Source organism: Pseudomonas vlassakiae, from assembly GCF_014269035.2.
Lineage (GTDB): Bacteria > Pseudomonadota > Gammaproteobacteria > Pseudomonadales > Pseudomonadaceae > Aquipseudomonas > Aquipseudomonas vlassakiae.
The window spans coordinates 21,145-46,555 of record NZ_JABWRP020000027.1 but is presented as its reverse complement, the minus strand read 5'-3'; the positions used below and the strand labels follow the sequence as shown (position 1 = coordinate 46,555).

Here is a 25,411-nt window from a genome sequence, read left to right as displayed (position 1 = left end):
CATGAAAGTGTAGCCCCAGTAAAAAATCAACTTGTTTTTTTACTGGGGCCGGACTAGCTTTTCCCTCGCCACGGCCGTGGCGCGTGACCTCACTACAACAACAAACGGGCCTTCGAGCCAACGCTCGGCGGTACCGACAGGAGGCAACTCGATGCAGGCATTTCCTTGCAGTACCGGCCTTTGCGCAGCGCTCTTGGCCTTGGGCCTGGGCAGTGCGCAAGCGGCGCCGCAGATGGTCGTGGTCGGCTATGGCGGCGCCGGTCAGAAAGCCCAGGATGTGGCGATCTTCCAGCCTTTCAGCGCCCAGGACGGCAGCCAGTTGATCCAGAGCGAATACAACGGTGAGATGGCGCGCATCCAGGTGATGGCCGATACCGGCAATGTCGACTGGGACGTGGTGCAGATCGAGGGGCCAGACCTGATGCGCGGCTGCGAGGAGGGCATCTACGAGCACCTCGACTGGCAGCGCCTGGGGCATGCCGCCGAACTGATCCCCGCTGCGGCCCAGGACTGCGGCTCGGCGGCGCTGGTATGGAGCGTGGCGATTGCCTACGACCGCGACAAGCTGGCCCAGGCACCGGCCTCGTGGGCCGACTTCTGGAACGTGCAGAAGTACCCGGGCAAACGCGGCCTGCGCAAACGCGCGGTGTACAACCTGGAGTTCGCCTTGCTGGCCGACGGGGTCAAGGTCGCTGACGTGTACAAGGTGTTGTCGACCCCGGCAGGCGTCGAGCGCGCCTTTGCCAAGCTCACCGAGCTCAAGCCGTATATCCAGTGGTGGGATGCCGGCGCGCAACCGGCGCAGTGGCTGACGGCGGGCGATGTGGTGATGACCTCGACCTACAGTGGCCGCATCGCCGTGGCCGCGCAGCAAGGCAGCCCGCTGGCGGTGGTCTGGCCTGGCAGTCTGTATGGCATGGACTACTGGGCGATCATCAAGGGCTCGAAGCATGTCGATCAGGCGAAACGCTTGATCAGCTACGCCAACCAGGCGGATACCCAGGTGCGTTACGTCCAGCAGATTCCCTACGGGCCGACCAATACTCAGGCGGCGGCCAGGCTTGACCCGGCGCTGGCCAGCTGGGTGCCGACCTCGCCTGAGAACCTGCAAGGTGCGTTGGCGATGGATGTAGAGTTCTGGGTCGATCACGGCGAGGAGCTGGAGCAACGCTTCAATGCCTGGGCCAGCAAATGATGTCGCTTATCGGGGCTGCCCGGCACCCCCGAACTGCCAACAGGGAGAACAACGATGGACACCACGGAACAGACCCTGCGCCAGCAACTGGCCGCCTGCTATCGCCTGATTGCCCACTTCCGCATGTCGGACCTGATCTTTACCCATATCTCCTTGCGCCTGCCGGGCCCCGAGCATCATTTCCTGATCAACCCCTACGGCTTGCTGTTCGAAGAAATCACCGCCTCGAGCCTGGTGAAGATCGACCTGCAAGGCCGGCCGGTGGCGCCCACTGAATATCCGGTCAACCCGGCCGGTTTCGTTATCCACAGTGCGATCCATGCCGCCCGCGAGGACGCCCAGTGCGTGCTGCACACGCACACCCGCGCCGGTTGCGCGGTGGCGGCGCTGGAGTGCGGGTTGCTGCCGGTCAACCAGATGTCGATGGAGTTCCATGGCAAGGTCGCCTACCACGCCTACGAAGGCATCGCGCTGGACCTGGACGAACAGCAGCGGCTGGTGGCGGACCTGGGCGACAAGCCGGTGATGATCCTGCGCAACCACGGCTTGCTGACCACCGGGCGCTCGGTGGCCGAGGCGTTCCTGCGAATGTATTACCTGGAAAAGGCTTGCGAGATCCAGCTGGCGGCGCAGAGCGCCGGGCAGCTGGTGTTGCCGTCGGAAGCGGTGTGCGCGCATACCGAGCGGCAGTTCAATGCGCCGATGCGCGGGTTGAAGCAGGGTGAACTGAATGACCCGGATGCGCTTCAGCTGGCCTGGAGCGCTTTGCTGAGGATGTTGGAGCGAATCGCCCCGGACTACTGCGACTGACTCTCGGGCCTCTTCGCGGGTTTACCCGCGAAGAGGCCGGTGCAAGGAGAACTCAGCACACGGCATCAGCGCGCCTGCGGCACGATCAGGCCGGCCGGCGCCTCGGCGGCCCGCCACGCAGTAATACAGCACGCTCGGCACCACCAGCCCGATCAGCCACGACACATCCACGCCACCCAGGTGCGCGACCATGGGGCCGGTGTACAGCTTGGTGTCGATGAACGGCATCTGCACCAGCACGCCGAGGGTGTAGACGCTGATGCCAGGCCAGTTCCAGCGGCCGTAGCGGCCTTCCGGGTCGGCCAGGGCAGGGATGTCGTAGCGCTCCTTGGTGATGAAGTAGTAATCCACCAGGTTGACCGCGCTCCAGGGCACGAAGAACGTCAGCAGGAACAGGATGAACGACTTGAACGCACTGAGGAAGGTGTGCTGGCCGAGCAGGGCCACCAGGGTGGCGGCGCCGACGATGGCCAGCACGAACACCAGGCGTTGCACGCGGCTGATTGCCAGGTGGCCTCGGAAACCGCTGATGATGGTGGCAATGCACATGAAGCTGCCATAGGAATTCAGCGTCGAGATCGTCACCTTGCCGAACGCGATGCTGAAGTACAGCAGCGCGGCAGTGGTGCCGGCACCGCCGAGGCCGACGATGTAGGCCACTTCACGCCCGCTGAATTGCCCGCCGGCGATGGCTGCGGCGAACACGCCGAGGATCATCGACGCTTGTGCTCCAATGACAGAGCCCAGGCCGGCGGCGAGAAAGGTCTTCACCGGCGAGGTGCTGCTCGGCAGGTAGCGCGAGTAATCCGCCACGTAGGGGCCGAAGGCGATCTGCCAGGAGGCGGCCAGCGACACCGCGAGCAAGAAGGTGGCCCAGCTGAAGTGGCGGTTTTCCAGCAACTGGCCGATGTCGGCGAGCATCAGGATGCGGCTGAACAGGTAGACGAAGGCAATGATGCCCAGCACGCTGGCGACCCGGCCGATCCAGTGGATCACCCGGTAGCCGGCGAGGGTGGCGAGCACGATCACCGAGGCGAAGACAAGAATGCCGGTGCTATCGCTGACACTCAGCAACTGGCCGATGGCCTGCCCGGACAGCACCGTGCCGGTGGCGGTGAAGCCCAGGTACATCAGGCACACCAGCACCATCGGGATGGCTGCGCCATACACGCCGAACTGCACGCGGCTGGAAATCATCTGCGGCAGGCCCAGGCGCGGGCCCTGGGCTGCATGCAAGGCCATCACCGCGCCGCCGATCAGCTGGCCCAGCAGCAGGCCGATCAGCGACCAGAACACGTCGCCGCCCAGCACCACGGCCAGGGCGCCGGTGACGATGGCGGTAATCTGCAGGTTGGCGCCGAGCCAGAGGGTGAACTGGCTGTACAGCTTGCCATGGCGCTCGGCTTCCGGGATGTAGTCGATAGAGCGCCGTTCGAGCACAGATTTGCGGGACATTGAGGGCTCCACTTCATTGTTTTTGTGTCAGGGAGGGCCATCGCCGCTGCACTGCGCGGATGGCGTCTGCCTGATATCAGCATGTCTATACAAGTAGGGTCAAGTGAAGTCTGCGGGGCATAACAGCCAATCTGTAGCGCAAGGGTTGGCCATAACTGTGCTGGTCCGTGGGCGGAAAATGGCCTTATGCTGTTACGAAATATGTCTAGAACGCCGGAAGAAGGAAGCTGCAATGCCGCTCAAGGACCTGCTGATCGCCCTGGTGGTGATTGTCGCCTGGGGAGTCAATTTCGTGGTCATCAAGGTCGGCCTCGATGGCTTGCCGCCGATGCTGCTCGGGGCATTGCGTTTTCTGCTGGTGGCGTTTCCGGCTGTGCTGCTGGTCAAGCGGCCGAAGCTGCCGTGGGGCTGGCTGGTCGCCTATGGCGCGACCATCTCCCTCGGCCAGTTCGCCTTCCTGTTCCAGGCCATGTACAGCGGCATGCCACCGGGCCTGGCGTCGCTGGTGCTGCAATCGCAGGCGTTCTTCACGCTTGGCTTCGCCGCGCTGTTCCTCGGTGAGCGGTTGCGTCTGGCCAGCGTGCTCGGCCTGATAGTGGCGGCCAGCGGCCTGGCACTGATCGGTAGCGAGGACAGCGGCCATGTACCGCTGGTGGCGCTGCTGCTGACCTTGTGTGGCGGGGCCATGTGGGGCATGGGCAACATCATTACCCGCCGCTTTGGCTCGGTGGACCTGGTGGCGCTGGTGATCTGGGGCGGGCTGATTCCACCGCTGCCGTTCCTGGCGTTGTCGTGGTGGCTGGAAGGGCCGGAGTGGATTGGTCATGCCCTGGCCAATATCGGCTGGAGCTCGGTACTGGCGCTGGCGTACCTGGCCTTCGTCGCCACCATGATCGGTTACAGCCTGTGGGGCAAGCTGCTGTCGCGCCATCCTGCGGGCAAGGTGGCACCGTTTTCGCTGCTGGTGCCGGTAATCGGCCTGAGTTCGTCAGCCTGGTTGCTGGGTGAGCGGCTGACGGCCACCCAGGGCTGGGGCGCATTGCTGGTGATGCTTGGTTTGCTGGTCAACGTGTTCGGACCCAGGCTGGGGCAGCGTTTGCGGGCAGCCAGTGCGCAATAGCGGGAACCACCGGCGCTTTTGTTAGACTTGGCCTTTTTTGCAAGGCCAAGGAGCGCAAACATGATCATCTCCACCACCAGCCAGCTCGAAGGCCGCCCGATCGCCGAGTACCTTGGCGTGGTCAGCTCCGAATCGGTGCAGGGCATCAACTTCGTGCGCGATTTCTTCACACGTTTGCGCGACGTCTTCGGCGGCCGTTCGCAAACCCTGGAGAGCGCCCTGCGTGAGGCCCGCGAGCAGGCCACCGAAGAGCTCATGGCGCGGGCGCGGCAGTTGCAAGCCGATGCGGTGGTAGGCGTGGACTTCGAGATCAGCATGCCGTCGGTGCAAGGCGGCATGGTCGTGGTGTTCGCCACCGGTACTGCCGTGCGGCTGAAGTAGCTAAATGCCACTGGTCGGGTCTGCCGGCTTCGTCCGAGCGGTCCGCTTGTGACCGGCTAGTCTCATTGGCACAGGTCGCGTTTTTCAGGTCAGCCCATTGCTGGCTGACGCGGTCGCCACTCAATGGAGATAGGGGCATGAGCGAGTCCTTTTTCGAAGACAGCAACGATGCATTTCCGATCAATAGCCAGGTGCGTTGCGGTCAGGCGGCGTTTCGCCTCGGCTTCGTCCACATGACCCTGGAGGAGTCGGAAGACCTCAAGCCTGCCTACCTGCAGCGTATCAAGAAGGGCCGCTTCACACCCCGGGTGCCGGCCAGGAAATAGGCCAGTCAAAAGGTGAACCTGCTCACAGATCCCCGCCCAACGGCGGGGTTTTTGTTGATGTTGTTTGATCCCGCTCATGGTAACCGTGAGTTGCTCTCGCGGCGGCGGCGCAGTTGTGGTCTTCTGGCGCGGCATCCAGGAAAGGGAGGATTGATTTTCCATGCGAGTCAGGGACGAGACCTATTGGCAGTGGGCCGATGCGCAGCTGCATAGCCGCTGCCATGACGAAGTGCTCAGCGACGGCACTTCGCTGGATATCCAGGTGCGCCTGTCGCGGCTCGGCGCGACGCAACTGTTCCTTGGGCTTTACGGGCAGGACGGCAGGGCACTGCTGGAGGAGTATTACCCGGCGCGGCCCGGCGAAACCATGACCCGTGCGCTGGTGTGGGGGGTGAACCGGGCCCGGGCGCTGGCGATCGGTGCGTTACCGATGCCGCAGCGCCGACAGCGGGCATGAAAAAGCCCGGCCTATGCAGGCCGGGCTCGCTAAGTGGTGGCCAACCCTCAGTTCAGCGGATCGATCACCTTGACTGCCTGCCGCTCACGGACGGCGGGCCATTCTTGTTGCAGGGTCTGTAGCACGCGGCCGACGAACTCGGTGTCGGCGGCGGCCTTTTTGCCGACGTAGCCCTGGCCACGGCGGTAGACCTTGAAGCGGGCGCGCATGCTGGGCAGGTGCGCTTCGAATTCATCTTCGACCGTGTTCGGCGGCAGGCGGTCGATGCGCACCTCGCCGGTCTGGCTGACCCACAGCAGGTGGTCATCGAGGCTGTCCTTGCGTACCGCGAACAGCTGGGCCAGTTGGTCGATAGTCGGATTGTCGTTCAAGTTCATCATAAAGCCCCCATCACCTATTTGTTGTTGATTGTCACAGTTGGCGCCACAGGTTGTAGCGCACTACCAAGGCTGCTACAGCAGCATCGCAACAGGGGCTTTCTCACGCTGCCTTTTGGACAGATTCCCTCTCCACGGACGGCCTGCGTTACCGCGCAAGCCGTCTGGAACACCCTTGCCACCGCTCCCGATCAGGGAGACGGCCTCATCATGCACAAGGCCGATGAGCGTCGTCAATGGTTTTGTAGTGAATATTTTCACTCACTACATTCTTGTCATATTGTCTGGCAATCAGCTCGGCGGTGACTCAGCGGTCGAGCCCGGACAGGATCTGGAAGGCCGCCCGAACGCGGGCTTCGTTGGGGTAGTTGCGGTTGGCAAGCAGGACAATGGCCCTGCCTTCGGACGGGATGAAGGCAGCGTAGGCGCCGAACCCGTTGGTGGAGCCGGTCTTGTTGTACCAGGCGGCGGGCAGGGCCGGAAGCGCCGGCTGCAGGCGCTGGGTGGCCTGGGGTTCACGAATCATGCGCGGGCTGTTGCCATCGACCAGCGTCTCCAGCGCGACCGGGTAAGGGTAGCGCTCCCAGCCCAGGCCCTGGGTCATGCTGCCAACCCTGAAGTAGCCCGCCTGGGTGATGCCGATGGCTTTGCGCAGTGCCGTCGTCAGTTGCGCAGGCTGCATGTGCAGGCGCACGTAGCGCAGCAGGTCACTGGCGCTGGTCTTGATGCCGTAGGCTTCGTCGGCATAGGGACCAGGGCTGACGCGCACCGGGTGGTTTTGCGCGTCGTAGCCCTGTGCATACAAGGCCTTTGCCGCTTCTGGCACCTGCAGGTAGGTGTGCCGAAGGCCCATCTGAGGTAGCAGGTGCTGGGTCATGACGGCTGCGAAAGGCTGATGTTGCGCGCGTGCCGCGAGGTCGCCGAACAGCCCCAGGCTCGGGTTGGAATAGCAGCGTTGAGTGCCAGGTTCGCTGTGGGCCTTCCAGTTGCGCAGGAATGCCAGTGCCTGTTCTGCAGTCTGTACCTCGTCGGGAAATTGCAGCGGCAGGCAGTCGGCGCTGTAGGCGCCCAACTCCAGCACACTGGCCTCGCCCAATGGCGCACCGGCCAGGGCCGGCTCGTAGCGCCGGGCAGGGGCGTCCAGGTCGAGCTTGCCTTCGGCACTGGCCAGCGCCCCGAGAGTGGCGGTGTAGGTCTTGCTCAGTGAACCGATTTCGAACAGGGTGTCGGCGGTCACCGGCTTGCCGTCGGCCTTGCTGGCCACACCATAGCTGAAGTAGTGGGCCTGGCCGTTGTCATAAACCGCCACGGCCATGCCGGCGATGTCCTGTTGTTTCATCAGCGGCCGGATGACCTCGTCCACCTGGGCCTGCAGCGGCTCGGCCGCGTGCGCCGAGGCAAGGCCGAACAGCATCAGCAGTGGAGATAGACGTACGCGAGGCATGCAAAGGGTCCTTTTCGTGGATGTGTCCGTTGAGCGACACCAATGGGGGTTCCGGCGTTAGCGGGAAAAAAGCCAAGACCTTATCGTCAGGCCCTGCACAACGACAAGATGGAAACTGTTATGAAGTATTTGCGCATGTTGTTCGACAACTTCACCCTGTGCCTGCTCGGGGTGGTACTGATCGCCACCGTGCTGCCTTGCTCGGGCGACGGCGCGGTGTATTTCGGCTGGCTGACCAACCTGGCGATCGGCCTGCTGTTCTTCCTGCACGGTGCGAAGTTGTCGCGCGAGGCAATCATCGCGGGTGCCGGCCATTGGCGCCTGCACCTGCTGGTCTTCTCCTGCACCTTCGTGATGTTCCCGCTGCTGGGCCTGGCGTTCAAGCCGCTGTTCGTGCCGCTGGTAGGCAACGAACTGTACCTTGGCGTGCTTTACCTGTGCGCGCTGCCAGCCACCGTGCAGTCGGCGATCGCCTTCACCTCGCTGGCCCGCGGCAACGTGCCGGCTGCCATCTGCAGTGCGGCGGCGTCCAGCCTGATCGGCATCTTCCTGACCCCGCTGCTGGTGATGATGCTGTTGGGCGCCAGTGGCGATACGGGTTCGGGGCTGGACGCCGTGTTGAAGATCACGCTGCAGTTGCTGGTGCCGTTCGTGGCCGGGCAGATTGCACGCCGCTGGATCGGTGCGTGGGTCAAGAAGAATGCCCGCTGGCTGAAGAGCGTCGACCAGGGTTCGATCCTGCTGGTGGTGTACACCGCGTTCAGCGAGGCGGTGGTCACCGGCCTGTGGCACACCGTGTCGCCGCAGCACCTGGCCGGGCTGTTCGCCGTCTGCGGCGTCCTGCTGGCGGTGGTGCTGTTCGGTACGCGCCTGCTGGGCAAGCTGCTGGGCTTCAACCTGGAAGACCGCATCACCATCCTGTTTGCCGGGTCCAAGAAGAGCCTGGCCACCGGGGTGCCAATGGCCCAGGTGCTGTTCGTGGGGAGCGGCATCGGCGCGATGATTCTGCCGCTGATGCTGTTCCACCAGATCCAGCTGATGGTGTGTGCGGTGCTGGCGCAGCGCTATGCCAGTCGGGAGCCGGTGGGTGAGGGGGCGACTGCTTCGTCCTGATCGCTGCAGGTTGCTTGCACCGGCCTGTTCGCGGCGTCGCGACGCACACGCTCCCGCAGGGGCCGGTGCAGGTCATCGAGCCTGCCCCGAACTGCGCTCGTGCAATGCCTTCCCCACTTCGGCCTCGATCTTGTAGGCCGGGCCTTCCAGCTCTTCATAGTTGCGTGTGTAGCGCCGGGCAAACTCACTCACGCCCAGCTGCTGGTACTGCTGCACATGCTTCAGCTCGTGTGCCCACAAGGCCACGTTGTCCTCGGCATCGCTGGCGCGACGGAAGATGATGGTATCGATCAGGGTTACCGCGTTCACGTCCGGGTTCTGCAGCATGGCGTTGGCCGCCGTGACTTGCTGCTCGTCACCGACCCGGTAGCGCGCTGCATCGAGCACGGCAAAGTCATACCAGGGCTCCAGTTGTGCGCGGATGTGCAAAGGGATCGGTTGACTGCCACTGGCGGTGGCCTCGTCGCGTGCCTGTTGCAAGGCAAACGCCAGGCTGCTCGACGCTACGGTTTCGACATCCTGCAGTATCTGCCCGGCCTGGCCGGGATCGATCGGCGCGCAGAAACAGCCCATCAGGCACACCTGGTACTGCCCGGCCGGGCAGGCCTGTTCGGCCAGGGCGGGCGCTGCCAGCAGCAGCCCCAACAGCAGGTTAATGGCTTTCATTCAATGCACTGTCGACAAAGCCTTTGCTGGCATCAAGCAATTGCTGTTGCACCTCCTCGCTGGCCAGCATGCGCCCAACCACCAGGGCGCCGACACACTGGCTGATCAGCACCCAGGCCAGCGCCGGGTCTTCCAGGGTTTCGCTCCACGCCCCATGCAAGCCTACCAGCCAGTGCTCGGCCTCTTCGCGCACAGGCCGTTCGGCGCGGGCGATTTCCACCCCCAGCGGTGGCAGCGGGCAGCCGCCCTCGGCATTGTGCAGGTGGGCCAGGCTCAGGTACTGCTGGAGGCAACGGGCCAGGCGTTCGCGGCTGGCCCCCTGATTGGCCAGGCGGGCCAGCGGGCTGTTGCACAGCTCTTGGCGGACCACCTCGGTGAACAGGTCGTCCTTGGACGGGAAATGGTTGTAGAAGGCACCGCCGGTCAGGCCGATGGCCTTCATCAACCCGGCCACGCCGGTGCTGGAAAAGCCGCCACGCTTGGCCAGCGCGCCGCTGCTGGCCAGCAGCTTGTCGCGGGTCTGCTGCTTGTGTTCGGTGGAATAGCGCATGCACGACCTCTTCGCGCTGCTTGACGATGGGGGCGATCATAACATAGCGTTCGTTTACTAAACGATCATTCACCAATGGAGTCAGGCATGGCAGAACAACAAAAAGTGGTGCTGGTGATCGGGGCCGGAGACGCCACCGGTGGCGCAATCGCCAAGCGCTTTGCCCGTGAGGGTTATGTCGCCTGTGTCACGCGCCGCCAGGCCGATAAGCTGCAGCCGTTGATCGACGAGATCCGAGCTGAAGGGGGTCAGGCCCATGGTTTCGGCTCGGATGCGCGCAAAGAGCAGGAAGTTGCCGAGCTGGTCGAAACCATCGAACGTGATATTGGCCCGATTGAGGCCTTTGTCTTCAATATCGGCGCCAATGTGCCATGCAGCATCCTTGAGGAGACCCCGCGCAAATACTTCAAGATCTGGGAAATGGCCTGCTTCGCCGGCTTCCTCACCGCCCAGGCCGTGGCCCGGCGCATGGTCACCCGCGAGCGCGGCACGATCCTCTTCACCGGCGCCACCGCAGGCACGCGTGGGGCTGCCGGTTTCGCCGCCTTCGCCGGGGCCAAGCATGGCCTGCGCGCCTTGGCCCAGAGCATGGCGCGCGAGCTTGGCCCGCGCAACATCCACGTGGCCCATGTGGTGGTGGATGGGGCCATCGACACCGCGTTCATTCGTGACACGTTCCCCGAACGCTACGCGCTGAAGGACCAGGACGGTATCCTCGACCCGGCGCACATCGCCGACAGCTACTGGTTCCTGCATGCCCAGCCCCGGGATGCCTGGACCTTCGAACTGGACCTGCGCCCGTGGATGGAGCGTTGGTAAGCCTGCCTGAGCAAGGAGCGAGACGTATGAGCAAGACTGTGGAGTTCTACTTCGACCTGGGCAGCCCGGCCAGTTATCTGGCCTGGACCCAGCTGCCTGCCCTTTGCGCCCGGCATGGCGCGGCCCTGGTCTACCGGCCCATGCTGCTGGGTGCGGTGTTCCAGGCCACCGGCAACGCATCACCGGCGATGATCCCTGCCAAGGGCCGCTACATGTCCATCGATCTCGGCCGTTACGCCCGCCGTTATGACGTGCCGTTCGGGCTGCCGCCGGGGTTTCCGGTGAACACCCTGACCCTGATGCGCGGCACCCTCGGCACGCAGCTTCGTGCGCCCGCGCAGTTCGATGCGTTGTTGGCCGTGCTGTTCAAGGGGCTGTGGGAACACCGGCGCAACTTGAGCGATGCCGCGGTACTGGATGAAACGCTGCGCCAGGCCGGCTTCGACCTTGCGGCGTTTCATGCGCTGGCGGCGGATGGCGAGGTCAAGGCCGAACTCAAGCGAGTGACCGAGGAGGCGGTTGCGCGGGGTGTGTTTGGTGCGCCGACCTGCTTTGTCGATGGGGAAATGTTCTTCGGCCAGGATCGCCTGGATTTCGTCGAAGAAGCGCTGAGCCGTTGAGGCTGGATGGCCTCCCCATGGGTGAGGCCATCGCGGGCTCAGAAATTCGCCGGGGTGTTGGCGCTGATGATTTCCGCCTCGTCCGGGCCGATGTTCTTGAAACTGTGCGGCAGGGTAGTAGGGATGTAATAGCCATCGCCCGAGTTGAGGATGCTCACCTGGCCATCGACCCACAGCTCCACGGTGCCCCGGGTAACCAGGCCACATTCTTCGCCTTCGGCATGCACGATCGGCTCGCCGGAGTCGGCGCCGGGGGCATACAGTTCACGCAGCATGCGCATCTGGCGGGCCTCGACGCTGGCACCGACCAGCAGCATGCGCAGGCCATTGCGGCCCAGGTCCGGCTGCTCGCTGGCGCGGAACACGAAGCGTTCTTCGCGCACCGGCTCGTCGAAGCTGAAGAACTCGGCCAGGGTCATGGGGATCCCTTCGAGGAGTTTTTTCAGGGAGCTGACCGACGGGCTGACACGGTTCTGTTCGATCTGCGAGATCGTCGAATTGGTCAACCCGCTGCGGCGGGCCAGTTCCCGTTGGGAGAGGTTGTTGCGTTCACGCACCAGTTTGAGTCGCGTCCCCGTGTCCATAGCCGCCTTGTAATCAGAGGTGTTTAAAATAATTAGCGACGCATTAAAACATACTCTGCACGCTTGCGCGCTGTGCTTTCAGGCGCGTTGGTCACGCGGCAGCGGCCACAGCCCGACCAGCAGCAACAGCAGTGCCACCGCCAGGAACGGCAGGCGTGGGTCCAAGGCATAGACCAGCGTTCCGGCCAACGGGCCGATCACCGCCCCCATGCCTTGGGCTGCGCCAATCGAGCCGGCGGTGGCACCTTGTTCCGAGGCCTGCATGGCATTGGCTGCCAGCGCGGAAAACGCCGGGAATACAAAGCCCATGCCGGCCGCAGCGACAAAATAGCAGCTCCACAGCCAAGGCGCCGTGGTGGCCAGCGCGCCAGCGGCGAAACCCAGCGCCGACACACTGGCACCGACCCGGATCATCTTCAACGGTGGCCACTCCAGCTGGCGCAGCAGCACCTGCGACAGGATCAGCGCCACCCCGACGGTGGTCAGGGCGACCCCGGCAGCCTGCGCGGCATCGGTCGGCGCCAGTTGCAGGCGGTCGAGGGCGAAGAAACCGACGACGATCTGCGAAACCGTGACGCTGAGCATGGCGCTGAACGCCACCAGCAGTGGCCGGCGCAGGCGGGCGTCACTGAGCCGAACCGGGCTGGGCGCATAGTTCTGGGCAAGGGGCTGTGGTTTGAGCTTGAACAACAACACCAGGAAGGCGCTGGCCGGCAGCAACGACATGATGTGAAACGGCAGGCTGAGGCTGTGCTGGGCCAGCACGGCTGCGAGCGCCGGCCCCACCACCAGGCCGACGGCATTCGCCGCGCCCAGTGAAGCCATGGCCCGCGCCCGGCGCTGCGGTTCGACATGGTCGGCGATCAGCGCATTGCAGCCCACCGGTATGGCAGCGTAGAACGCGCCGATGCAACCGCGCGCGAGCATCAGCCCGACGAATGCCAGGCCTGCCCCTGGCAGCCAGCGCAGCGCACCTTCGACGAACAGGCACAGTAGCCAGTAGGCCAGGGTGAAGCCAGCGCTGCCCATCAGCAGGATGCGGCGACGCCCCAAGCGGTCGGACAATCGCCCCCAAGGGCGCGCGAGCAGCACCCAGACCACGCCGGCCACCGTCACCGCCGCGCCGGCCTGCCAGGTGGCCATGCCCAGCAAGCGCGAGATCGGCCCGATCAGCGCGACGAAGGCCATCATCGACATGGTGCAGGCCATGTTGGCCAGCAGCAGCGGGCGCATGTCCAGGGTGTTGGCAGGGGCAAGCAGGGCAGGGTCCTTTGCGGCGTTCATCGGGCAGTCCAGAGCAGGTCGACAAGCTAGCTGTCGAGATGAGTAAGAGTAGTTATCGTCGAGCCCGCCTGGCGTCAGCCTGTCACTCGCTGCGCCGCACGTGGCTTGGCCACATGCTACGCAACACGCCGTCCCGACGCACCAACGCATGCATCAGCGCCGCGCCCAGATGCACCAGTACGGTGGCGAACAGCAGGTAGCCGGCCCAGCCATGGGCCTGGCGCAGCACGGCATACAGGTGCAGGTCGTGCGGGGCGATCGCCGGCAGTTGCAGGGGGCGTGGGTAGCCGCCCGCCGACAGCATCGCCCAGCCCAGTAGCGGCATGGCCAGCATCAGGGCGTAGAGCAGCAAGTGCGAAGCGCCTGCGGCAACACGTTGCAAGGCAGGCAGGTCGCTGGGCAAGGGCGGATGTGGCAAGGTCAGGCGCAGGCCGATGCGCACGATCACCAGTACCAGCAGTGCCAGGCCTGTGGCCTTGTGCAATTCGACCAGCAGCGGGTGGCGCGGTGACAGGTCGCCGACCATGCTCACGCCAATGAACAGCATGCTGATGATCAGGATCGCCATCAGCCAGTGCACCAGGCGCGCCATCGGGTGGAAGACTTCAGGTTTCATCGCTGTGCTCCTGCGCCGAGAGACTCGCGGCTGCGGCGGTTGAATGATTCCGAATAGGCCGCCGAACGGGCGGCGAGGATCGGGTCGGCTGACGGTTCGATGCCACCGGGCAGGATCAATGGGTCGAAGTTCAGGTCACGGCAAGCGCCTTGTTCGGGGGCGTCGACCTGTTCGATCACCAGGGTGCCAGCATCGACGCGACGGCGTTCGGCCGGCCAGGGACGAGCCGGGTCGTCCACCGCATCGCCCTGGTCGGCCAGCACCAGGCGCAGGGTCCAGCGCAATGGCCCTTGGGCCAGGCGCTGTTGCAGGTCGTGCTGGAGGAACTGTTTGTCGTCGACCTGGCCGGGCAGGGCGGTGAATGGCGTTTGCGGTTCCAGCTGCCAGCGTACCGGGTGCGCGGTGCCGTGGGCGTCGATCAGGCGGAAGGCATTGATGCTGTGGTACTGGGTGCTGGCGAAGCTGTCGCTGGGTTTGTAGCTTGCCGCCCACTGGCGAAATGCCGCGCTCTCGGGGTGGGCGGCGAAGAATGCCTGCAGCTTTGCCGGGTCTGGCTTGCCAGTGGCCGGGTCTGGCGCGCCGGCCAGCACCTGGTCGTAGAAGCCTTGCGGTGTGCTGACCGCCAGCACGGGCGGGTTGTTCATGCCGGTACGCCAGACTTGGCCGTCATCGGTACTCAACTGGATTGCCAGGCTGCGCACCGGTATGCCGGTGTCCGGGGCGAACGGGTTGGCACCGCCGATGGCGAAGCGGCCGATCACCGGCACTCGCGCCTGGCTGAAAGCCCGTGCAGTCGACAAGCTCGCGGCCTGGCCGCTGGGCTCGAAGTAGCCGCTGACGCACAGGCCCTTGGCGTGGTTCTTGCGATAGCCCGGGTAGTGCCCGGCCTGGGCCTCGAAGGTGTCGATGATGCGTTGTGGCGTCAGCTGCGGCCCGCCTATCCAGCCTGCGGCATAGGCGAAGCCGGCGCCCAGCGCCAGCATCACGGCGCCGATGCCGGCCAGGCGCAGTGCCTTGGCAGGGCCTTGCAAGGGTGAGTTCATGGTGGTCATCCGGTTCAGTGAAGGTGGCGGTACGACGGCCTGGGGAAAAACTTATTCCCTCGGCGGGAATAAATTTTCTTGCCGGGCGTCTGCCCCTACACTGACAACCCCAGCGCCCGGTACCTGACCATGCACGATCTGGACGAACAGCAATGGCGTGAGCTGTTGCAGCGCTTGCGCCGCTTTGCCCTGTGGCTGACCCGTGAGCCCGGCAGTGCCGATGACCTGGTCCAGGCCACGGTCGAACGCGCCTTGAGCCGCCGAGACCAGCAACGCGAAGCCGAGGCGCTGCGCGCCTGGCTGTTTACCATTCTTTATCGGCTGTTTCTCGATGCCAAGCGCCGCGAGCGCTTGCATGCCCGCTGGCTGTCATGGTTCGGCCGCAGCGCGGTGGAGCATGAAGCACTCGGCGATAACACCGAGGACATCGTCCTGGCCCAGGCCGACTTGCAGGCCTTCGCCCAGCTCTCGACCGAACAGCGGGCCTTGTTGTTGCTGGTCAGCATCGAGGGGCTCAGTTACAAGGAAGCGGCGGCAGCCCTGGAAATCCCTATTGGCACAGTGATGTCGCGGCTGTCGCGTGCCCGTGCTGCCTTGCGTGAACTGACCGAAGGCAACCCCCAGCCGCCGGCCTTGCGGAGACTCAAATGACACGCCTGATTCCTGGTGAAGACGAACTGCACGCCTATATCGATGACCGCCTGGAGCCCACCCGCCGTGCCGAGGTGCAGGCCTGGCTGGCGGCCAACCCGCAGGAAGCGGCGCGGGTCGAGGCCTGGCGCAACGATGCCCGGCGCCTGCGTGCGGCTTTGGCAGGGTTTGCCGAGCAGCCTGGGGCGGCCACGCTCGACCTGCGTCAGGTGCAGCAGCGGGTGCGCCAGCGCCGGCAGCGGCGGCTGGCTTCGGCGGCGGTGCTGTTGCTGGCCATGGGGGTCGGCGGGTTGGGGGGCTGGCAGGCACGCCAGGTGACCTTGGCCAGCAATGAATTGCCGATGGCCGATGCGGTGCAGGCCCATCGGTTGTTCGCCGGCAGTGAGGCACTGGATATCCAGGCCAGTGACCCGGCGCAACTGCGCGACTGGCTGGGCCGGCATTTCAACCGCGTGGGCCAGCTCCCTGACCTGGCGGGTTACGGCTTCGAGCCGGTCGGCGCGCGCTTGCTCAGCAACGAGCAGGGGCCGGCAGCGCTGTTGGTATTCCAGGATGGTAACGGCCAGCGCATCAGCCTGTTCCTGCGCTCGCCGGGCGACCGCTATGAACGCATGCCACAGGGGCAGCGGGTCGATGGGCAGCTGGAGGCGCGGTACTGGTCGCACGGAGCGTACAACTTTGCCCTGGTCAGCGCGGCGGATGATGGGCGTGGGGCGGGGGTGGGAGAGGCGTTGCGGTTGGGGTTGTAGTGGGGGGGTTAGGGCTTGATGGGATGCAGGGGATTTGGGATTGAGCGCCGCGCGGGCGGCGCTCGATCTCACAGGCGACACATCCCTTTCGCCGCGCACATAGGACTAGGACTCAAATCAGCTCCAGCCAGATCGGCGCATGGTCCGAAGGCTTTTCCATCGCCCGCAGCTCATAGTCCACACCGGCCGCCTTGATCCGCGGCACCAGGCCCAGGGAGGCCATGATCAGGTCGATGCGCAGCCCGCGCTTGGGTTCGTCCTCGAAACCGCGGCTGCGGTAGTCGAACCAGCTGAAGCGGTCGGCCACGTCCGGGTGCAGGTGGCGGAAGCTGTCTACCAGGCCCCAGCCCTTGAGGCGTTCCATCCATTCGCGCTCTTCCGGCAGGAAACTGCACTTGCCCGTCTTCAGCCAACGCTTGGCGTTGTCCGGGCCGATGCCGATGTCACAGTCCTGGGGCGAGATGTTCATGTCGCCCATCACCAGGACCGGCTGGTCGTTGTTGAACTGCCCTTCGAGCAACGCTTGCAGGTCGCTGTAGAAACGCTGCTTGGCCGGGAATTTGGTAGGGTGGTCACGGCTTTCCCCTTGTGGGAAGTAGCCATTCATGATCGTGATCGGGTTGCCGTCGGCATCGGCGAAGGTGCCCCAGATAAATCGGCGCTGGGCGTCTTCTTCATCCGTGGCAAAGCCCTTGAACAGGGTCAACGGTGCCTGGCGCGAGAGCAGGGCGACCCCATAGTGGCCTTTCTGGCCGTGGTAGTGCACGTGGTAGCCCAGCGCCTGGACATCGGCCAGAGGGAACTGATCGTCGCTGACCTTGGTTTCCTGCAGGCCGATCACGTCCGGCTGGTGCTTTTCGATCAGCGCCGCCAGCTGGTGCGGACGGGCCCGCAGGCCGTTGATGTTGAAACAGACGATCTTCATTGGAAAGACAATCCTGGTAAAAGGCCGGATGCTAGCCGACATCGGCGATGATCACCAGCATGGCGGCCAGGCCCTGGCACTGCTAACGTGCTGGGTGAGGTGAACGATGCGCAGTGGAGCACCTCCAAGGCACTGACATGCCCTTTCCAGGAGGACGACCCGCCATGCTCGAAACCGCTGCCGCCCAGGCGCGTATCTGCACCCTCGATGACGGCTACAGCCGTGAGGCACGCTCGCTGTTGTACAACGCCTACCGCCACGAACCGACTTTTGCCTATATCTTCGAAGCCCAGCGCCCAGGCTACGAGCGCCGGCTGCGGGTGATGGTGCGCGAGTGGGTACGTCAACATTTTTACCTGCAGCTGCCGGCCATCGGCCTGCTGCTGGAAGACCGCCTGATCGCCATGGCCCTGATCGTGCCGCCGCAACGCCGCCTGGGTGTGGCCGACAGCTGGGCCTGGCGCTTGCGCATGCTGCTGGGCACCGGCCAGCGCTGTACCCGACGCTACATGGATTACCAGGCAGCGCTGGCCAGCTGCCTGCCGAGCGGGCAGGTGCACATGCTGCCGCTGTTGGGGGTGCATCCGCAATTTAGAGGCTGCCACTATGGCGAGCAATTGTTACAAGCTGTTCACGATTGGTGCGCAGAAGACCCCAACACCCAGGGCGTGGTGCTGGACTCTGGCAACGAGCATTACCTGGCCTTTTACGCGCGCCAGGGCTATGAAGAGATAGGGGAGGTGGCTGTAGGGCCGATCCGGGAAAGGGTGTTCTTTCATCCCAACCCAGTGTCATCCATGTCATCAATTGCTTGAACTGTGCCGCCAGGCGCCTCCCTTGAGCGCCTGGCTCTGGTAGCATGCGCCGCATGACGTATTCAGGAAGACTTACCTGGGGCCTGGTTTTCTGGGCTGCCAGTGTTGCAGCATGGGGCCAGAGCGAGTTGCTGGTGAAGGTCAAGCCCGCCAACAAGGCACTCAAGGCCAATGTCGAAGGCTATATCGGTACCCTCGGAGACCGCGATGAACAAGCGCTGCTGCGTTTCAGTCGCGGGGCCCAGGAGCAGGCGCGCAAGGCCGCGCAGGCCCTTGGCTACTATCAGGCGCAGATCGACACCGAGGTCAAGCCGCCAGCCAAGGCCGACCAGCCCCCACAACTGATCATCGAGATCGCCCCCGGCGAGCCCGTGCGACTGCGCAACGTGACGGTGCGCATCGAAGGGCCGGCCAGCGAGATGAAAGCTTTTCGCATACCCGACAGCAAGGCCCTGCGGGCGGGTGAACAGCTCAACCATGGCGCGTACGAAGATGCCAAGCGGTTGATCCAGAACCAGGCTTCGCGCTATGGCTTCTTCAGTGGCCACTTCACACGCCAGCGCCTGGCGGTCGACCCTCAGGCCGGCGTGGCCGATATCGAACTGGTTTACCAGAGCGGTCCGCGTTATCGCCTCGGCGCCGTGAAATTCACGGGTGACACGCCGCTCGATGAAGACCTGCTGCAGCGCATGGTCTCGTTCAAGCCCGGCACGCCTTACGACTCCGAACTGATTGCCCAACTCAACAACGACCTGCAATCGAGTGGCTATTTCGAAGGCGTGCGGGTCGATGCCGCCCCCACTGCGGCAGTGGGCGAGGACATCCCGGTAGACGTGCGTCTCGACACCCGCAAACCGCGCACCCTGGGCCTGGGCCTGGGCTTCTCGACTGACGTGGGGCCGCGTGGCAAGGCCAACTGGACACGGCACTGGGTCAATCCGCAAGGCCATAGTTATGGCTGGGAAACCGAGCTTTCGGCGCCGCGGCAGAACGTGGGCTTGTGGTACGACGTGCCGCTCGATCCACCCTTGACCGACAAGCTGCGCTTCGCCGGTGGTTACCAGAACGAGGAAATTGCCGGCACCGACACCCTCAGCAAGTTGCTGACCGTCGGCCCGGAGTGGCACAGCAAACTGGGCAGCGGCTGGCAGCGGGTGGTCTCGCTCAAGTACCAGCGCGAAGAGTATCGCCTGGGCGATGACTCGGGGCTTAGCAACCTGCTGATGCCGGGCGTGAGTTTTTCCTACCTGCGCAGTGACAACCGCATCGACCCGCACAACGGCTACCGCTTGCAGTTCGACACCCAGGTGGCCAAGGAGGGGCTGGTGTCCGATACCAACCTGTTGCACGGCAATGTCCTGCTCAAGGGCCTGACTACGCTCGGCCACAATCACCGTTTCCTCGGCCGGGTCCAGTTCGGTGGCAGTGCCACCAACGGCTACAAGAACAACATCCCGCCGTCGCTACGCTTTTTCGCAGGTGGTGACCAGAGCGTGCGCGGCTATGACTACCAGACGCTCTCGCCGAAGAATAGCGACGGTGACCGCATTGGCGGGCGCTACCTGGTCGCGGGGAGTGTCGAGTACCAGTATTCGCTGGCCGAAAAATGGCGGGTGGCGACCTTCATCGACCAGGGCAACGCGTTCAACACGCTGGAACTGCCCAGCCTCAAGACCGGGGTCGGTTTTGGTGTGCGCTGGGTTTCGCCGGTAGGGCCGCTGCGCCTGGACCTGGCCAAGGCGCTCGATGACGACGGCGGTATTCGCCTGCACTTCTCCATGGGGCCCGAGCTGTGATGCGTGTGTTGAAATTCGTTCTGCCGGGCGTGCTCGGCAGTGTGCTGCTGGTGGCCCTGGCCCTGGGGCTGTTACTGGGTACCGAAGGCGGCAGCCGCTGGGTGCTCGGCCGGGTGCCAGGGCTGACGGTCGAAGCATTCCAGGGCCGCTTGGCAGGCACCTGGCAGGCCAGCCAGCTGCGCTGGGTCGACGGCGACAACACGGTGCAGTTGCAGGCGCCGCTACTGAGCTGGTCTCCCGCTTGCCTCATGCGCGCCACGCTGTGTATCGACCAGCTACAGGCTCAGCGGGTCGACATGGCCTTCGCGCCAGGCGATCAACCGGCCGAAAGTGCTCCGCTGCAGTTACCCGCCCTGCGATTGCCGGTGGCGATCGAGGTCGGTGAGGTGAAGGTGGGGCAGTTGCGCCTGGATGGCAGTGATCTGCTCGGCGATCTGCACCTGGCGGCGCACTGGACCGCGAGCGGCCTGCGCATCGACAGCCTGCAGTTGCAACGTGACGATTTGCGTGTGCAGATGCAGGGCGATGTGCAGCCTGAGGGCGATTGGCCGGTACAACTTCAAGGCCAGGTGCAGTTGCCAGCGGTGGAGGGCAAAGCCTGGCAACTGGCCCTGACCGCCAAAGGTGAATTGCAGAAAACCCTTACCCTCGACGCCACCAGCAGCGGCTACCTGGATGCCCGCCTGAACGGGACGCTACAGGCCCTGGCCGAACACTTGCCGGCAACGCTGCAGCTACGCGCCGACGCCTTCAAGCCAACGGGCTCGTTGCCCGACACGTTGCAATTCAACCAGCTTGTGCTGGAGGCCCAGGGCGATCTCCTCAAGGGCTATCAACTGACTGGTAGCGCCAGCCTGCCGGCCGAACAGGCACCGATCGCACTGGCGCTGGCCGGCAAGGTCGACGCCAAGGGCGCCAAGCTGGATGCCCTGGACCTGACAGCCAGCGACACCCAGCGCGTCAAGCTGCAGGCCAGCGCTGACTGGCAGCAGGCGCTGAAGGCCGACGCTCAACTGGATTGGCAGGACTTCCCGTGGTTGCGTCTGTACCCGCTGGAAACGCCGCCGCAGGTTACCCTCAAGCGTTTCATTGCCCAGGTTCAATACCAGGATGGCAACTACCAGGGCACCCTCAACGGTGACCTCGACGGCCCGGCAGGGGCATTCACCCTGGCCAGCCCGTTCCAGGGTGACCTGGGCCAGGTGCGCCTGCCGCAGCTGGCGCTGACCGCCGGGCAGGGCAAGGCGGCGGGCAGTGTCGCCGTGCGCTTTGCCGATACGCTGGCCTGGGACGTCGACCTGCAGTTGTCAGCGCTGGACCCCGCGTACTGGCTCGCCGAGTTGCCGGGCACCCTGGCCGGGCCTTTGCGCAGCAAGGGTGAGATGAAGGGCGAACAACTCAGCCTGGATGCCCAGCTCGACCTCAAGGGGCGCCTGCGCGGGCAGCCGGCGGTGCTCAAGATCGAAGCCCAAGGGGCCGGGCAGAGCTGGACGCTCGGCGCGCTGGCTGTGCAACTGGGCGATAACCGTATCAACGGTAGCGGTAGCCTGCAGCAGCGCCTGGCCGGGCGTGTCGACCTCGATCTGCCACGGCTTGGCCAGTTGTGGCCGAGGCTGCAAGGGCAGGTTAAAGGGCGCCTGGACGTCAGCGGCACGCTGAACGTACCGCAAGGCAACCTGACCCTGCAGGGCCAGCAACTGGCGCAGGAAGAAAACCACCTCCAGCGGCTCGAGCTGGAGGGACGTCTGGACAGCGCCCAACGGGGCGTGATCGACCTCAAGGCCAGCGGCATCCGCGTGGGGGACACGGTGCTGGGCACCTTGCAGGCCAACGGCAAGGGTGATATCCGCCAGCAGGCGCTGACCCTGGCCCTGGACGGTCCGCAACTCAAGCTCGACCTGGGCCTGGATGGCCAGCTGAGCAAGGGTGACTGGCGTGGTCGCCTGGCCAGCGGCAGGATCCAGGCCGGTGGCCAGGACTGGCAGCTGCAGTCACCGGCGCGCCTGCAGCGGCTGGCCAGTGGCCAATTGGATTTCGGTGCCCATTGCTGGCGTTCAGGCCAGGCCAGCCTGTGCGGCGAGGACCAACGGCTGGCGCCCGAGCCGCGTTTGCGCTATCACCTCAAGCAGTTCCCGCTGGATAGCCTGGCGCAATGGCTGCCGAAGGACTTCGCCTGGCAAGGCATGCTCAATGCCGACGTGAACCTGGACATTCCGGCCAGCGGCCCGAAGGGCAACATCCGTGTCGATGCCAGTGGCGGTACGTTGCGTGTCCGCGACAACGGCCGCTGGATCGACTTCCCTTACCAGGCCCTGCGTCTGGACAGCACCCTGGCGCCACGCCGGGTCGATACGCGCCTGGATTTTCGCGGTGAGCGCCTCGGGGAGCTGAGCCTGAACACGCGCCTCGATCCGCTGGGCAAGAACAAGCCGCTGTCGGGCGAGTTCCGTCTCGCGGGGCTGGACGTGTCGATTGCCCGTCCGTTCGTGCCTATGGTCGAACGCCTGGCCGGGCAGTTGAATGGCAGCGGCCGCTTGACCGGCACCTTGCTGGCGCCACAAGTCAACGGCAACCTGATGCTCACGGGGGGCGAGGTCAGTGGTGCCGAGCTGCCGGTCAGCCTGCAGGACCTGTCGCTGCAGGCCTTGATCGCTGGCGAGCAGGTGCAGATCAACGGCGGCTGGCGCAGCGGCGATGCCGGCCGCGGCCAGCTCAACGGCCAGCTGACCTGGGGCCAGGCCCTGGGCATGGACCTGCGTCTGCAGGGCCAGCAACTGCCCGTGACCGTCGAGCCCTACGCCACACTGGAAGTTGCCCCGGACCTGAACCTGCGGCTGATTGATGACAAGCTGGCGGTGACCGGCAAGGTGCTGGTACCCAAGGGCAAGATCATTGTGCGCGAGTTGCCACCTTCTACCGTCAAGGTCTCGGACGACACGGTCATCGTCGGCCACCAGACCGAAGAGGGCAAGCCGCCCATGGCGATGGCCATGGATATCGACGTGGTCGTGGGGCAGGACACGCTGTCATTCAGCGGCTTCGGCCTGACCGCCAACCTGCTCGGCCATGTGCACATTGGCGACAACATGGACACCCGTGGCGAACTGAGCCTGGCCGATGGTCGTTACCGTGCCTACGGCCAGCGCCTGACCATTCGCCGCGCACGGTTGCTGTTTGCCGGGCCGATCGACCAGCCTTATCTGGATATCGAGGCCATCCGCAAGGTCGACGATGTGATTGCCGGTATCCGCCTGAGCGGCAGCGCCGAGCAACCGACCACCACGGTGTTCTCGGAACCGGCCATGAGCCAGGAGCAGGCGTTGTCGTACCTGGTGCTGGGGCGCCCGCTGGGGACTTCTGGCGAGGATAACAACATGCTTGCCGAAGCGGCATTGGGCCTGGGCCTGGCGGGCAGTGCGGGGATTACCGGCAGCCTGGCCTCGGGCCTGGGGATCGATGATTTCCAGCTGGATACCGAAGGCTCCGGTAACAGCACCAGCGTGGTGGCCAGTGGCAACCTGACCGAGAAGCTCAGCTTGCGCTACGGGGTCGGGGTGTTCGAGCCGGCCAATACCATTGCGCTGCGTTACAAGTTGAGCAAGAAGGTTTATCTGGAGGCTGCCAGCGGGCTGGCAAGCTCCTTGGATATCTTCTACAAGCGAGACTTCTGAGGGGCGCGTCAGCGTACGGTGGCGGCCTCGATGAATTCATTGCTGTCACTGGGTGGAGGGGGAGGGTCAGTGCGTACTGGAATGATCATGTTGGTGTACTGCTCAATCAGCCGGTTCAGTGCTTCAGGGGGCTCGCATGCCTGGAACTGCATGCGAATCTGCACTTCGTCAGGGTCGCGCGCTTCACCCTGACGCCCCTGCGAGCCTATGGAAACCTTGAACTTCGCAGCGGGGCTTTTCTCCGCTTCTGCATTCAGGTCCTGCAATATATCGGTCCCTTTGACACGGACCGACAAGTCGACTTGCATGCGTTCAAGTGCCAGCCCTTTGGGGGATACCAGTGCAAAGAGGGGCACACGCATGATATGGAAGTCGTCCATGGCGACTTCTACCATCTTTGCCCTCATGGGGGCGCCCAGCGCCTGATCATCGAAATCGAAAAACTGGTCGAAGAGGTTTATATACTGTTGCGCGATCAGGCTGTTCGTCGCCGCCGCGGCCTCTTGCAGGCCGCGAGTGATATCGCGCAGGTCAAGCGAGGTCATGGGGGAGGGTGACGTGTCCACTCAATATTTCCTCTTTGCCGTAAGGTCCCCCGTCGCGGACGGCGGGGGTAATGACGCAGTGCTCAAGGTGCAGCCGTATTGGCATTAGCAGGTGCTGCTGAATTGGCAGCCGCGGCATTGTCGATCTTCAGAACGTCAGCGTCGGATATCTTTTCGAGACTGCGCGGTGCTTCGTCACCTTTGACCACGACGGGTTTGGTACTTGCACTTACCAGAAAATCAATAACTTTCATCATGGCCTCAGGCGGTTCCTGGCGCGCGATTCGAGTATTGAATTTATAACGGGCAGTCGTGTCGGTTTTGCGAGTTTGCTCGGAATGGTTACTGATACTGCCCTTGACGCTTACGCTGAACGGCCCCCACCCCACTTTGCCTTCCACACCGCCTTCTTTTTTGCTGGTGCTCTTGTCTTCGGCAAACTGGTTGATGGTCAGTTCGAACTCTACATTACCCTCCATGATCGAGATATTCGGGTGGGTGATGGCTGCCAGCAGGGGCACCTTCATGGTTTTGCTGACAACACCTTGATATTCGCCTTGCTCATTGACGATCGTTTCGTCGTAGTCGAACTGGATAGCGACTGCCTTGCCATCCTGAATGCACACTTGCATGAGGAAGTCAGCGTAGGATTTGCTTGCACTCACTTGAGCCTTGATCATCGCCTGCAGCGGGGCAGCGATCATTTTATCCATTGGCAGCGAGTTGATCACGGAGCCGATGAGACTGTTATCTATCATGGGTATTCCCCTGTGTGGATATTAAGTTTTCGATAGGGCCGTTGTTTGGCGCCGCATTCATCATTAGCGAGCGTCATGCTCCTGGCGCCGGATGTTGCCGATCTGTCGCAGGCTCAACCCATACTTGTTGGCGAGCAGACTGCGAGACAAACCTTCGGCGCTTTCTTTCTGGATTTGCAGATTGCGCAATTGCCTCAGGAAATGATCTGCCTTGGGTATTTCCAGGGCCACACCGGCAAATCGCTTGATCAGGGCGTCGAGTGCGTCTGCCGGAAGCACGTCGGCGAGTTTGGTGCGCGCTCGGTGCTTGGGGATGTACTTGGGCCTGCCGCCGTAGGCGCAGGTCAACTGGTAGGCGTTTTCAAGGCCGATGCATTCGATCAGGGCCTGCAACGAATGCGGTAACTGGCCGATGTCGATGGATGTGAGATCTGGCAGTTCCATAAAGACTTCCTCGCGGTGGATGGAGCGCGATGCCTGTCGTTGGCATGGAGGAATTCTCGGTGAACGCCGAATGTTGCGACTAGGCGCCAAGTGGGCTGGCAGTTGTAGTTTTGGTGAGCAGGGCTTGCAGGCAACGAAGTCGCGGGATGTAGGACGTTGCGTCAACACTGCTTTGCAGGCCCGATTGCTCGTTGGGT

27 protein-coding genes are annotated in these 25,411 nt (G+C 64.0%); 14 read left to right on the top strand and 13 right to left on the bottom strand.

The annotated features are described in order from the left end of the window. Window positions 1-151: 151 nt before the first annotated feature. Together HU738_RS24170 and HU738_RS24165 are read left to right on the top strand one after the other, a co-directional pair. Complete coding sequence (locus tag HU738_RS24170; protein ID WP_186604560.1) at window positions 152-1,195, top strand: ABC transporter substrate-binding protein; 1,044 nt, start codon at window positions 152-154, stop codon at window positions 1,193-1,195. A gap of 54 nt (window positions 1,196-1,249) precedes the next feature. Beyond that, window positions 1,250-2,005 (top strand): class II aldolase/adducin family protein, encoded by a 756-nt coding sequence (locus HU738_RS24165; protein ID WP_186604558.1) that lies wholly within the window; start codon window positions 1,250-1,252, stop codon window positions 2,003-2,005. 21 nt (window positions 2,006-2,026) lie between these two features. Here the strand turns inward: HU738_RS24165 and HU738_RS24160 are convergent, their stop codons facing one another. Next, a complete protein-coding gene (locus HU738_RS24160; RefSeq protein ID WP_186604556.1) occupies window positions 2,027-3,460 on the bottom strand; it encodes a purine-cytosine permease family protein in 1,434 nt (477 codons plus the stop codon). Window positions 3,461-3,692: 232 nt separating this feature from the next. On the opposite strand from HU738_RS24160, the gene HU738_RS24155 reads away from it, so the two are divergent. The 4 genes from HU738_RS24155 (at window position 3,693) to HU738_RS24140 (ending at window position 5,744) form a co-directional block, all read left to right on the top strand. Continuing rightward, a complete protein-coding gene (locus HU738_RS24155) occupies window positions 3,693-4,580 on the top strand; it encodes an EamA family transporter (RefSeq protein WP_186604554.1) in 888 nt (295 codons plus the stop codon). Between the two features lie 60 nt (window positions 4,581-4,640). After that, window positions 4,641-4,961: a YbjQ family protein gene (locus HU738_RS24150; RefSeq protein ID WP_176510316.1), complete on the top strand. Its 321-nt coding sequence runs from the start codon at window positions 4,641-4,643 to the stop codon at window positions 4,959-4,961. Window positions 4,962-5,098: 137 nt separating this feature from the next. Then, window positions 5,099-5,287 carry a hypothetical protein gene (locus tag HU738_RS24145; RefSeq protein ID WP_176510315.1) on the top strand — a complete coding sequence of 63 codons (189 nt, stop codon included), beginning with the start codon at window positions 5,099-5,101 and terminating at the stop codon, window positions 5,285-5,287. A gap of 160 nt (window positions 5,288-5,447) precedes the next feature. Continuing rightward, entirely contained in the window at window positions 5,448-5,744 is a 297-nt protein-coding gene (locus HU738_RS24140; RefSeq protein WP_099813939.1) for a hypothetical protein, read from the top strand. Between the two features lie 47 nt (window positions 5,745-5,791). Here the strand turns inward: HU738_RS24140 and HU738_RS24135 are convergent, their stop codons facing one another. Together HU738_RS24135 and ampC are read right to left on the bottom strand one after the other, a co-directional pair. Further along, entirely contained in the window at window positions 5,792-6,124 is a 333-nt protein-coding gene (locus tag HU738_RS24135; protein ID WP_176510313.1) for a hypothetical protein, read from the bottom strand. 304 nt (window positions 6,125-6,428) lie between these two features. Beyond that, complete coding sequence (gene ampC / locus HU738_RS24130; protein ID WP_186604553.1) at window positions 6,429-7,565, bottom strand: class C beta-lactamase; 1,137 nt, start codon at window positions 7,563-7,565, stop codon at window positions 6,429-6,431. A 120-nt stretch (window positions 7,566-7,685) separates the two neighbouring features. On the opposite strand from ampC, the gene HU738_RS24125 reads away from it, so the two are divergent. After that, a complete protein-coding gene (locus HU738_RS24125; protein ID WP_371870343.1) occupies window positions 7,686-8,678 on the top strand; it encodes a bile acid:sodium symporter family protein in 993 nt (330 codons plus the stop codon). Between the two features lie 72 nt (window positions 8,679-8,750). Here HU738_RS24125 and HU738_RS24120 read toward each other — a convergent pair whose 3' ends face one another. Together HU738_RS24120 and HU738_RS24115 are read right to left on the bottom strand one after the other, a co-directional pair. Beyond that, entirely contained in the window at window positions 8,751-9,344 is a 594-nt protein-coding gene (locus HU738_RS24120) for an eCIS core domain-containing protein (RefSeq protein ID WP_186604551.1), read from the bottom strand. Beyond that, entirely contained in the window at window positions 9,331-9,894 is a 564-nt protein-coding gene (locus HU738_RS24115; RefSeq protein ID WP_186604549.1) for a TetR/AcrR family transcriptional regulator, read from the bottom strand. Before HU738_RS24115 ends, HU738_RS24120 begins: the two co-directional genes overlap by 14 nt. Before the next feature lie 87 nt (window positions 9,895-9,981). Here HU738_RS24115 and HU738_RS24110 point away from each other — a divergent pair, with 87 nt between their 5' ends. Both HU738_RS24110 and HU738_RS24105 read left to right on the top strand, forming a co-directional pair. Beyond that, a complete protein-coding gene (locus HU738_RS24110; protein ID WP_186604547.1) occupies window positions 9,982-10,713 on the top strand; it encodes an SDR family oxidoreductase in 732 nt (243 codons plus the stop codon). A gap of 26 nt (window positions 10,714-10,739) precedes the next feature. Beyond that, on the top strand, window positions 10,740-11,333 hold the full coding sequence (locus HU738_RS24105; RefSeq protein ID WP_186604545.1) for a 2-hydroxychromene-2-carboxylate isomerase: 594 nt from the start codon (window positions 10,740-10,742) through the stop codon (window positions 11,331-11,333). Window positions 11,334-11,371: 38 nt separating this feature from the next. Here the strand turns inward: HU738_RS24105 and HU738_RS24100 are convergent, their stop codons facing one another. From HU738_RS24100 to HU738_RS24085, 4 genes are all read right to left on the bottom strand, one after another. After that, the gene (locus HU738_RS24100) at window positions 11,372-11,917 is read right to left on the bottom strand and encodes a cupin domain-containing protein (RefSeq protein ID WP_054887330.1); all 546 of its coding nucleotides are present in this window, start codon (window positions 11,915-11,917) and stop codon (window positions 11,372-11,374) included. Window positions 11,918-11,995: 78 nt separating this feature from the next. Continuing rightward, complete coding sequence (locus HU738_RS24095; RefSeq protein WP_186604543.1) at window positions 11,996-13,201, bottom strand: MFS transporter; 1,206 nt, start codon at window positions 13,199-13,201, stop codon at window positions 11,996-11,998. A gap of 82 nt (window positions 13,202-13,283) precedes the next feature. After that, window positions 13,284-13,817, bottom strand: a complete 534-nt coding sequence (locus HU738_RS24090) for a cytochrome b (RefSeq protein ID WP_186604541.1) — start codon at window positions 13,815-13,817, stop codon at window positions 13,284-13,286. Beyond that, on the bottom strand, window positions 13,814-14,860 hold the full coding sequence (locus HU738_RS24085; protein WP_186604539.1) for a catalase family peroxidase: 1,047 nt from the start codon (window positions 14,858-14,860) through the stop codon (window positions 13,814-13,816). Before HU738_RS24085 ends, HU738_RS24090 begins: the two co-directional genes overlap by 4 nt. Before the next feature lie 129 nt (window positions 14,861-14,989). Here HU738_RS24085 and HU738_RS24080 point away from each other — a divergent pair, with 129 nt between their 5' ends. Together HU738_RS24080 and HU738_RS24075 are read left to right on the top strand one after the other, a co-directional pair. Next, window positions 14,990-15,511: a sigma-70 family RNA polymerase sigma factor gene (locus HU738_RS24080; protein ID WP_186604537.1), complete on the top strand. Its 522-nt coding sequence runs from the start codon at window positions 14,990-14,992 to the stop codon at window positions 15,509-15,511. After that, window positions 15,508-16,260: an anti-sigma factor family protein gene (locus HU738_RS24075; protein ID WP_186604535.1), complete on the top strand. Its 753-nt coding sequence runs from the start codon at window positions 15,508-15,510 to the stop codon at window positions 16,258-16,260. The genes HU738_RS24080 and HU738_RS24075 overlap by 4 nt, the downstream gene beginning before the upstream one ends. Before the next feature lie 112 nt (window positions 16,261-16,372). Here the strand turns inward: HU738_RS24075 and xthA are convergent, their stop codons facing one another. Next, window positions 16,373-17,185 (bottom strand): exodeoxyribonuclease III, encoded by an 813-nt coding sequence (gene xthA, locus HU738_RS24070; protein WP_186604533.1) that lies wholly within the window; start codon window positions 17,183-17,185, stop codon window positions 16,373-16,375. 164 nt (window positions 17,186-17,349) lie between these two features. On the opposite strand from xthA, the gene HU738_RS24065 reads away from it, so the two are divergent. From HU738_RS24065 to HU738_RS24055, 3 genes are read left to right on the top strand one after another with little or no spacing between them, the layout of a single operon-like run. Continuing rightward, the gene (locus tag HU738_RS24065; protein WP_186604531.1) at window positions 17,350-18,000 is read left to right on the top strand and encodes a GNAT family N-acetyltransferase; all 651 of its coding nucleotides are present in this window, start codon (window positions 17,350-17,352) and stop codon (window positions 17,998-18,000) included. A 53-nt stretch (window positions 18,001-18,053) separates the two neighbouring features. Continuing rightward, entirely contained in the window at window positions 18,054-19,796 is a 1,743-nt protein-coding gene (locus HU738_RS24060) for an autotransporter assembly complex protein TamA (RefSeq protein ID WP_186604529.1), read from the top strand. Then, window positions 19,793-23,467: a translocation/assembly module TamB domain-containing protein gene (locus tag HU738_RS24055; protein WP_186604527.1), complete on the top strand. Its 3,675-nt coding sequence runs from the start codon at window positions 19,793-19,795 to the stop codon at window positions 23,465-23,467. Before HU738_RS24060 ends, HU738_RS24055 begins: the two co-directional genes overlap by 4 nt. Window positions 23,468-23,475: 8 nt before the next feature. Here the strand turns inward: HU738_RS24055 and HU738_RS24050 are convergent, their stop codons facing one another. From HU738_RS24050 to HU738_RS24040, 3 genes are all read right to left on the bottom strand, one after another. Continuing rightward, window positions 23,476-24,012 carry a DUF2589 domain-containing protein gene (locus tag HU738_RS24050; protein WP_186604570.1) on the bottom strand — a complete coding sequence of 179 codons (537 nt, stop codon included), beginning with the start codon at window positions 24,010-24,012 and terminating at the stop codon, window positions 23,476-23,478. Between the two features lie 83 nt (window positions 24,013-24,095). Next, window positions 24,096-24,770 carry a DUF2589 domain-containing protein gene (locus HU738_RS24045; protein ID WP_186604525.1) on the bottom strand — a complete coding sequence of 225 codons (675 nt, stop codon included), beginning with the start codon at window positions 24,768-24,770 and terminating at the stop codon, window positions 24,096-24,098. A gap of 63 nt (window positions 24,771-24,833) precedes the next feature. Then, window positions 24,834-25,214 carry a Mor transcription activator family protein gene (locus HU738_RS24040; protein ID WP_186604523.1) on the bottom strand — a complete coding sequence of 127 codons (381 nt, stop codon included), beginning with the start codon at window positions 25,212-25,214 and terminating at the stop codon, window positions 24,834-24,836. Window positions 25,215-25,411: the final 197 nt, after the last annotated feature.

Excerpts from the sequence above, each read along its gene's own strand:
- HU738_RS24125 (WP_371870343.1), top strand. The coding sequence starts at position 7,686 with ATGAAGTATTTGCGCATGTTGTTCGACAACTTCACCCTGTGCCTGCTC.
- HU738_RS24050 (WP_186604570.1), bottom strand. The coding sequence starts at position 24,012 with ATGACCTCGCTTGACCTGCGCGATATCACTCGCGGCCTGCAAGAGGCC.
- HU738_RS24170 (WP_186604560.1), top strand. The coding sequence starts at position 152 with ATGCAGGCATTTCCTTGCAGTACCGGCCTTTGCGCAGCGCTCTTGGCC.
- HU738_RS24165 (WP_186604558.1), top strand. The coding sequence starts at position 1,250 with ATGGACACCACGGAACAGACCCTGCGCCAGCAACTGGCCGCCTGCTAT.
- HU738_RS24095 (WP_186604543.1), bottom strand. The coding sequence starts at position 13,201 with ATGAACGCCGCAAAGGACCCTGCCCTGCTTGCCCCTGCCAACACCCTG.
- HU738_RS24080 (WP_186604537.1), top strand. The coding sequence starts at position 14,990 with ATGCACGATCTGGACGAACAGCAATGGCGTGAGCTGTTGCAGCGCTTG.
- HU738_RS24145 (WP_176510315.1), top strand. The coding sequence starts at position 5,099 with ATGAGCGAGTCCTTTTTCGAAGACAGCAACGATGCATTTCCGATCAAT.
- HU738_RS24090 (WP_186604541.1), bottom strand. The coding sequence starts at position 13,817 with ATGAAACCTGAAGTCTTCCACCCGATGGCGCGCCTGGTGCACTGGCTG.
- HU738_RS24040 (WP_186604523.1), bottom strand. The coding sequence starts at position 25,214 with ATGGAACTGCCAGATCTCACATCCATCGACATCGGCCAGTTACCGCAT.
- HU738_RS24135 (WP_176510313.1), bottom strand. The coding sequence starts at position 6,124 with ATGATGAACTTGAACGACAATCCGACTATCGACCAACTGGCCCAGCTG.
- HU738_RS24105 (WP_186604545.1), top strand. The coding sequence starts at position 10,740 with ATGAGCAAGACTGTGGAGTTCTACTTCGACCTGGGCAGCCCGGCCAGT.
- HU738_RS24120 (WP_186604551.1), bottom strand. The coding sequence starts at position 9,344 with ATGAAAGCCATTAACCTGCTGTTGGGGCTGCTGCTGGCAGCGCCCGCC.
- HU738_RS24100 (WP_054887330.1), bottom strand. The coding sequence starts at position 11,917 with ATGGACACGGGGACGCGACTCAAACTGGTGCGTGAACGCAACAACCTC.
- HU738_RS24115 (WP_186604549.1), bottom strand. The coding sequence starts at position 9,894 with ATGCGCTATTCCACCGAACACAAGCAGCAGACCCGCGACAAGCTGCTG.
- HU738_RS24160 (WP_186604556.1), bottom strand. The coding sequence starts at position 3,460 with ATGTCCCGCAAATCTGTGCTCGAACGGCGCTCTATCGACTACATCCCG.
- xthA (WP_186604533.1), bottom strand. The coding sequence starts at position 17,185 with ATGAAGATCGTCTGTTTCAACATCAACGGCCTGCGGGCCCGTCCGCAC.
- HU738_RS24140 (WP_099813939.1), top strand. The coding sequence starts at position 5,448 with ATGCGAGTCAGGGACGAGACCTATTGGCAGTGGGCCGATGCGCAGCTG.
- HU738_RS24065 (WP_186604531.1), top strand. The coding sequence starts at position 17,350 with ATGCTCGAAACCGCTGCCGCCCAGGCGCGTATCTGCACCCTCGATGAC.
- HU738_RS24155 (WP_186604554.1), top strand. The coding sequence starts at position 3,693 with ATGCCGCTCAAGGACCTGCTGATCGCCCTGGTGGTGATTGTCGCCTGG.
- HU738_RS24085 (WP_186604539.1), bottom strand. The coding sequence starts at position 14,860 with ATGAACTCACCCTTGCAAGGCCCTGCCAAGGCACTGCGCCTGGCCGGC.
- HU738_RS24060 (WP_186604529.1), top strand. The coding sequence starts at position 18,054 with ATGACGTATTCAGGAAGACTTACCTGGGGCCTGGTTTTCTGGGCTGCC.
- HU738_RS24045 (WP_186604525.1), bottom strand. The coding sequence starts at position 24,770 with ATGATAGATAACAGTCTCATCGGCTCCGTGATCAACTCGCTGCCAATG.
- ampC (WP_186604553.1), bottom strand. The coding sequence starts at position 7,565 with ATGCCTCGCGTACGTCTATCTCCACTGCTGATGCTGTTCGGCCTTGCC.
- HU738_RS24075 (WP_186604535.1), top strand. The coding sequence starts at position 15,508 with ATGACACGCCTGATTCCTGGTGAAGACGAACTGCACGCCTATATCGAT.
- HU738_RS24150 (WP_176510316.1), top strand. The coding sequence starts at position 4,641 with ATGATCATCTCCACCACCAGCCAGCTCGAAGGCCGCCCGATCGCCGAG.
- HU738_RS24110 (WP_186604547.1), top strand. The coding sequence starts at position 9,982 with ATGGCAGAACAACAAAAAGTGGTGCTGGTGATCGGGGCCGGAGACGCC.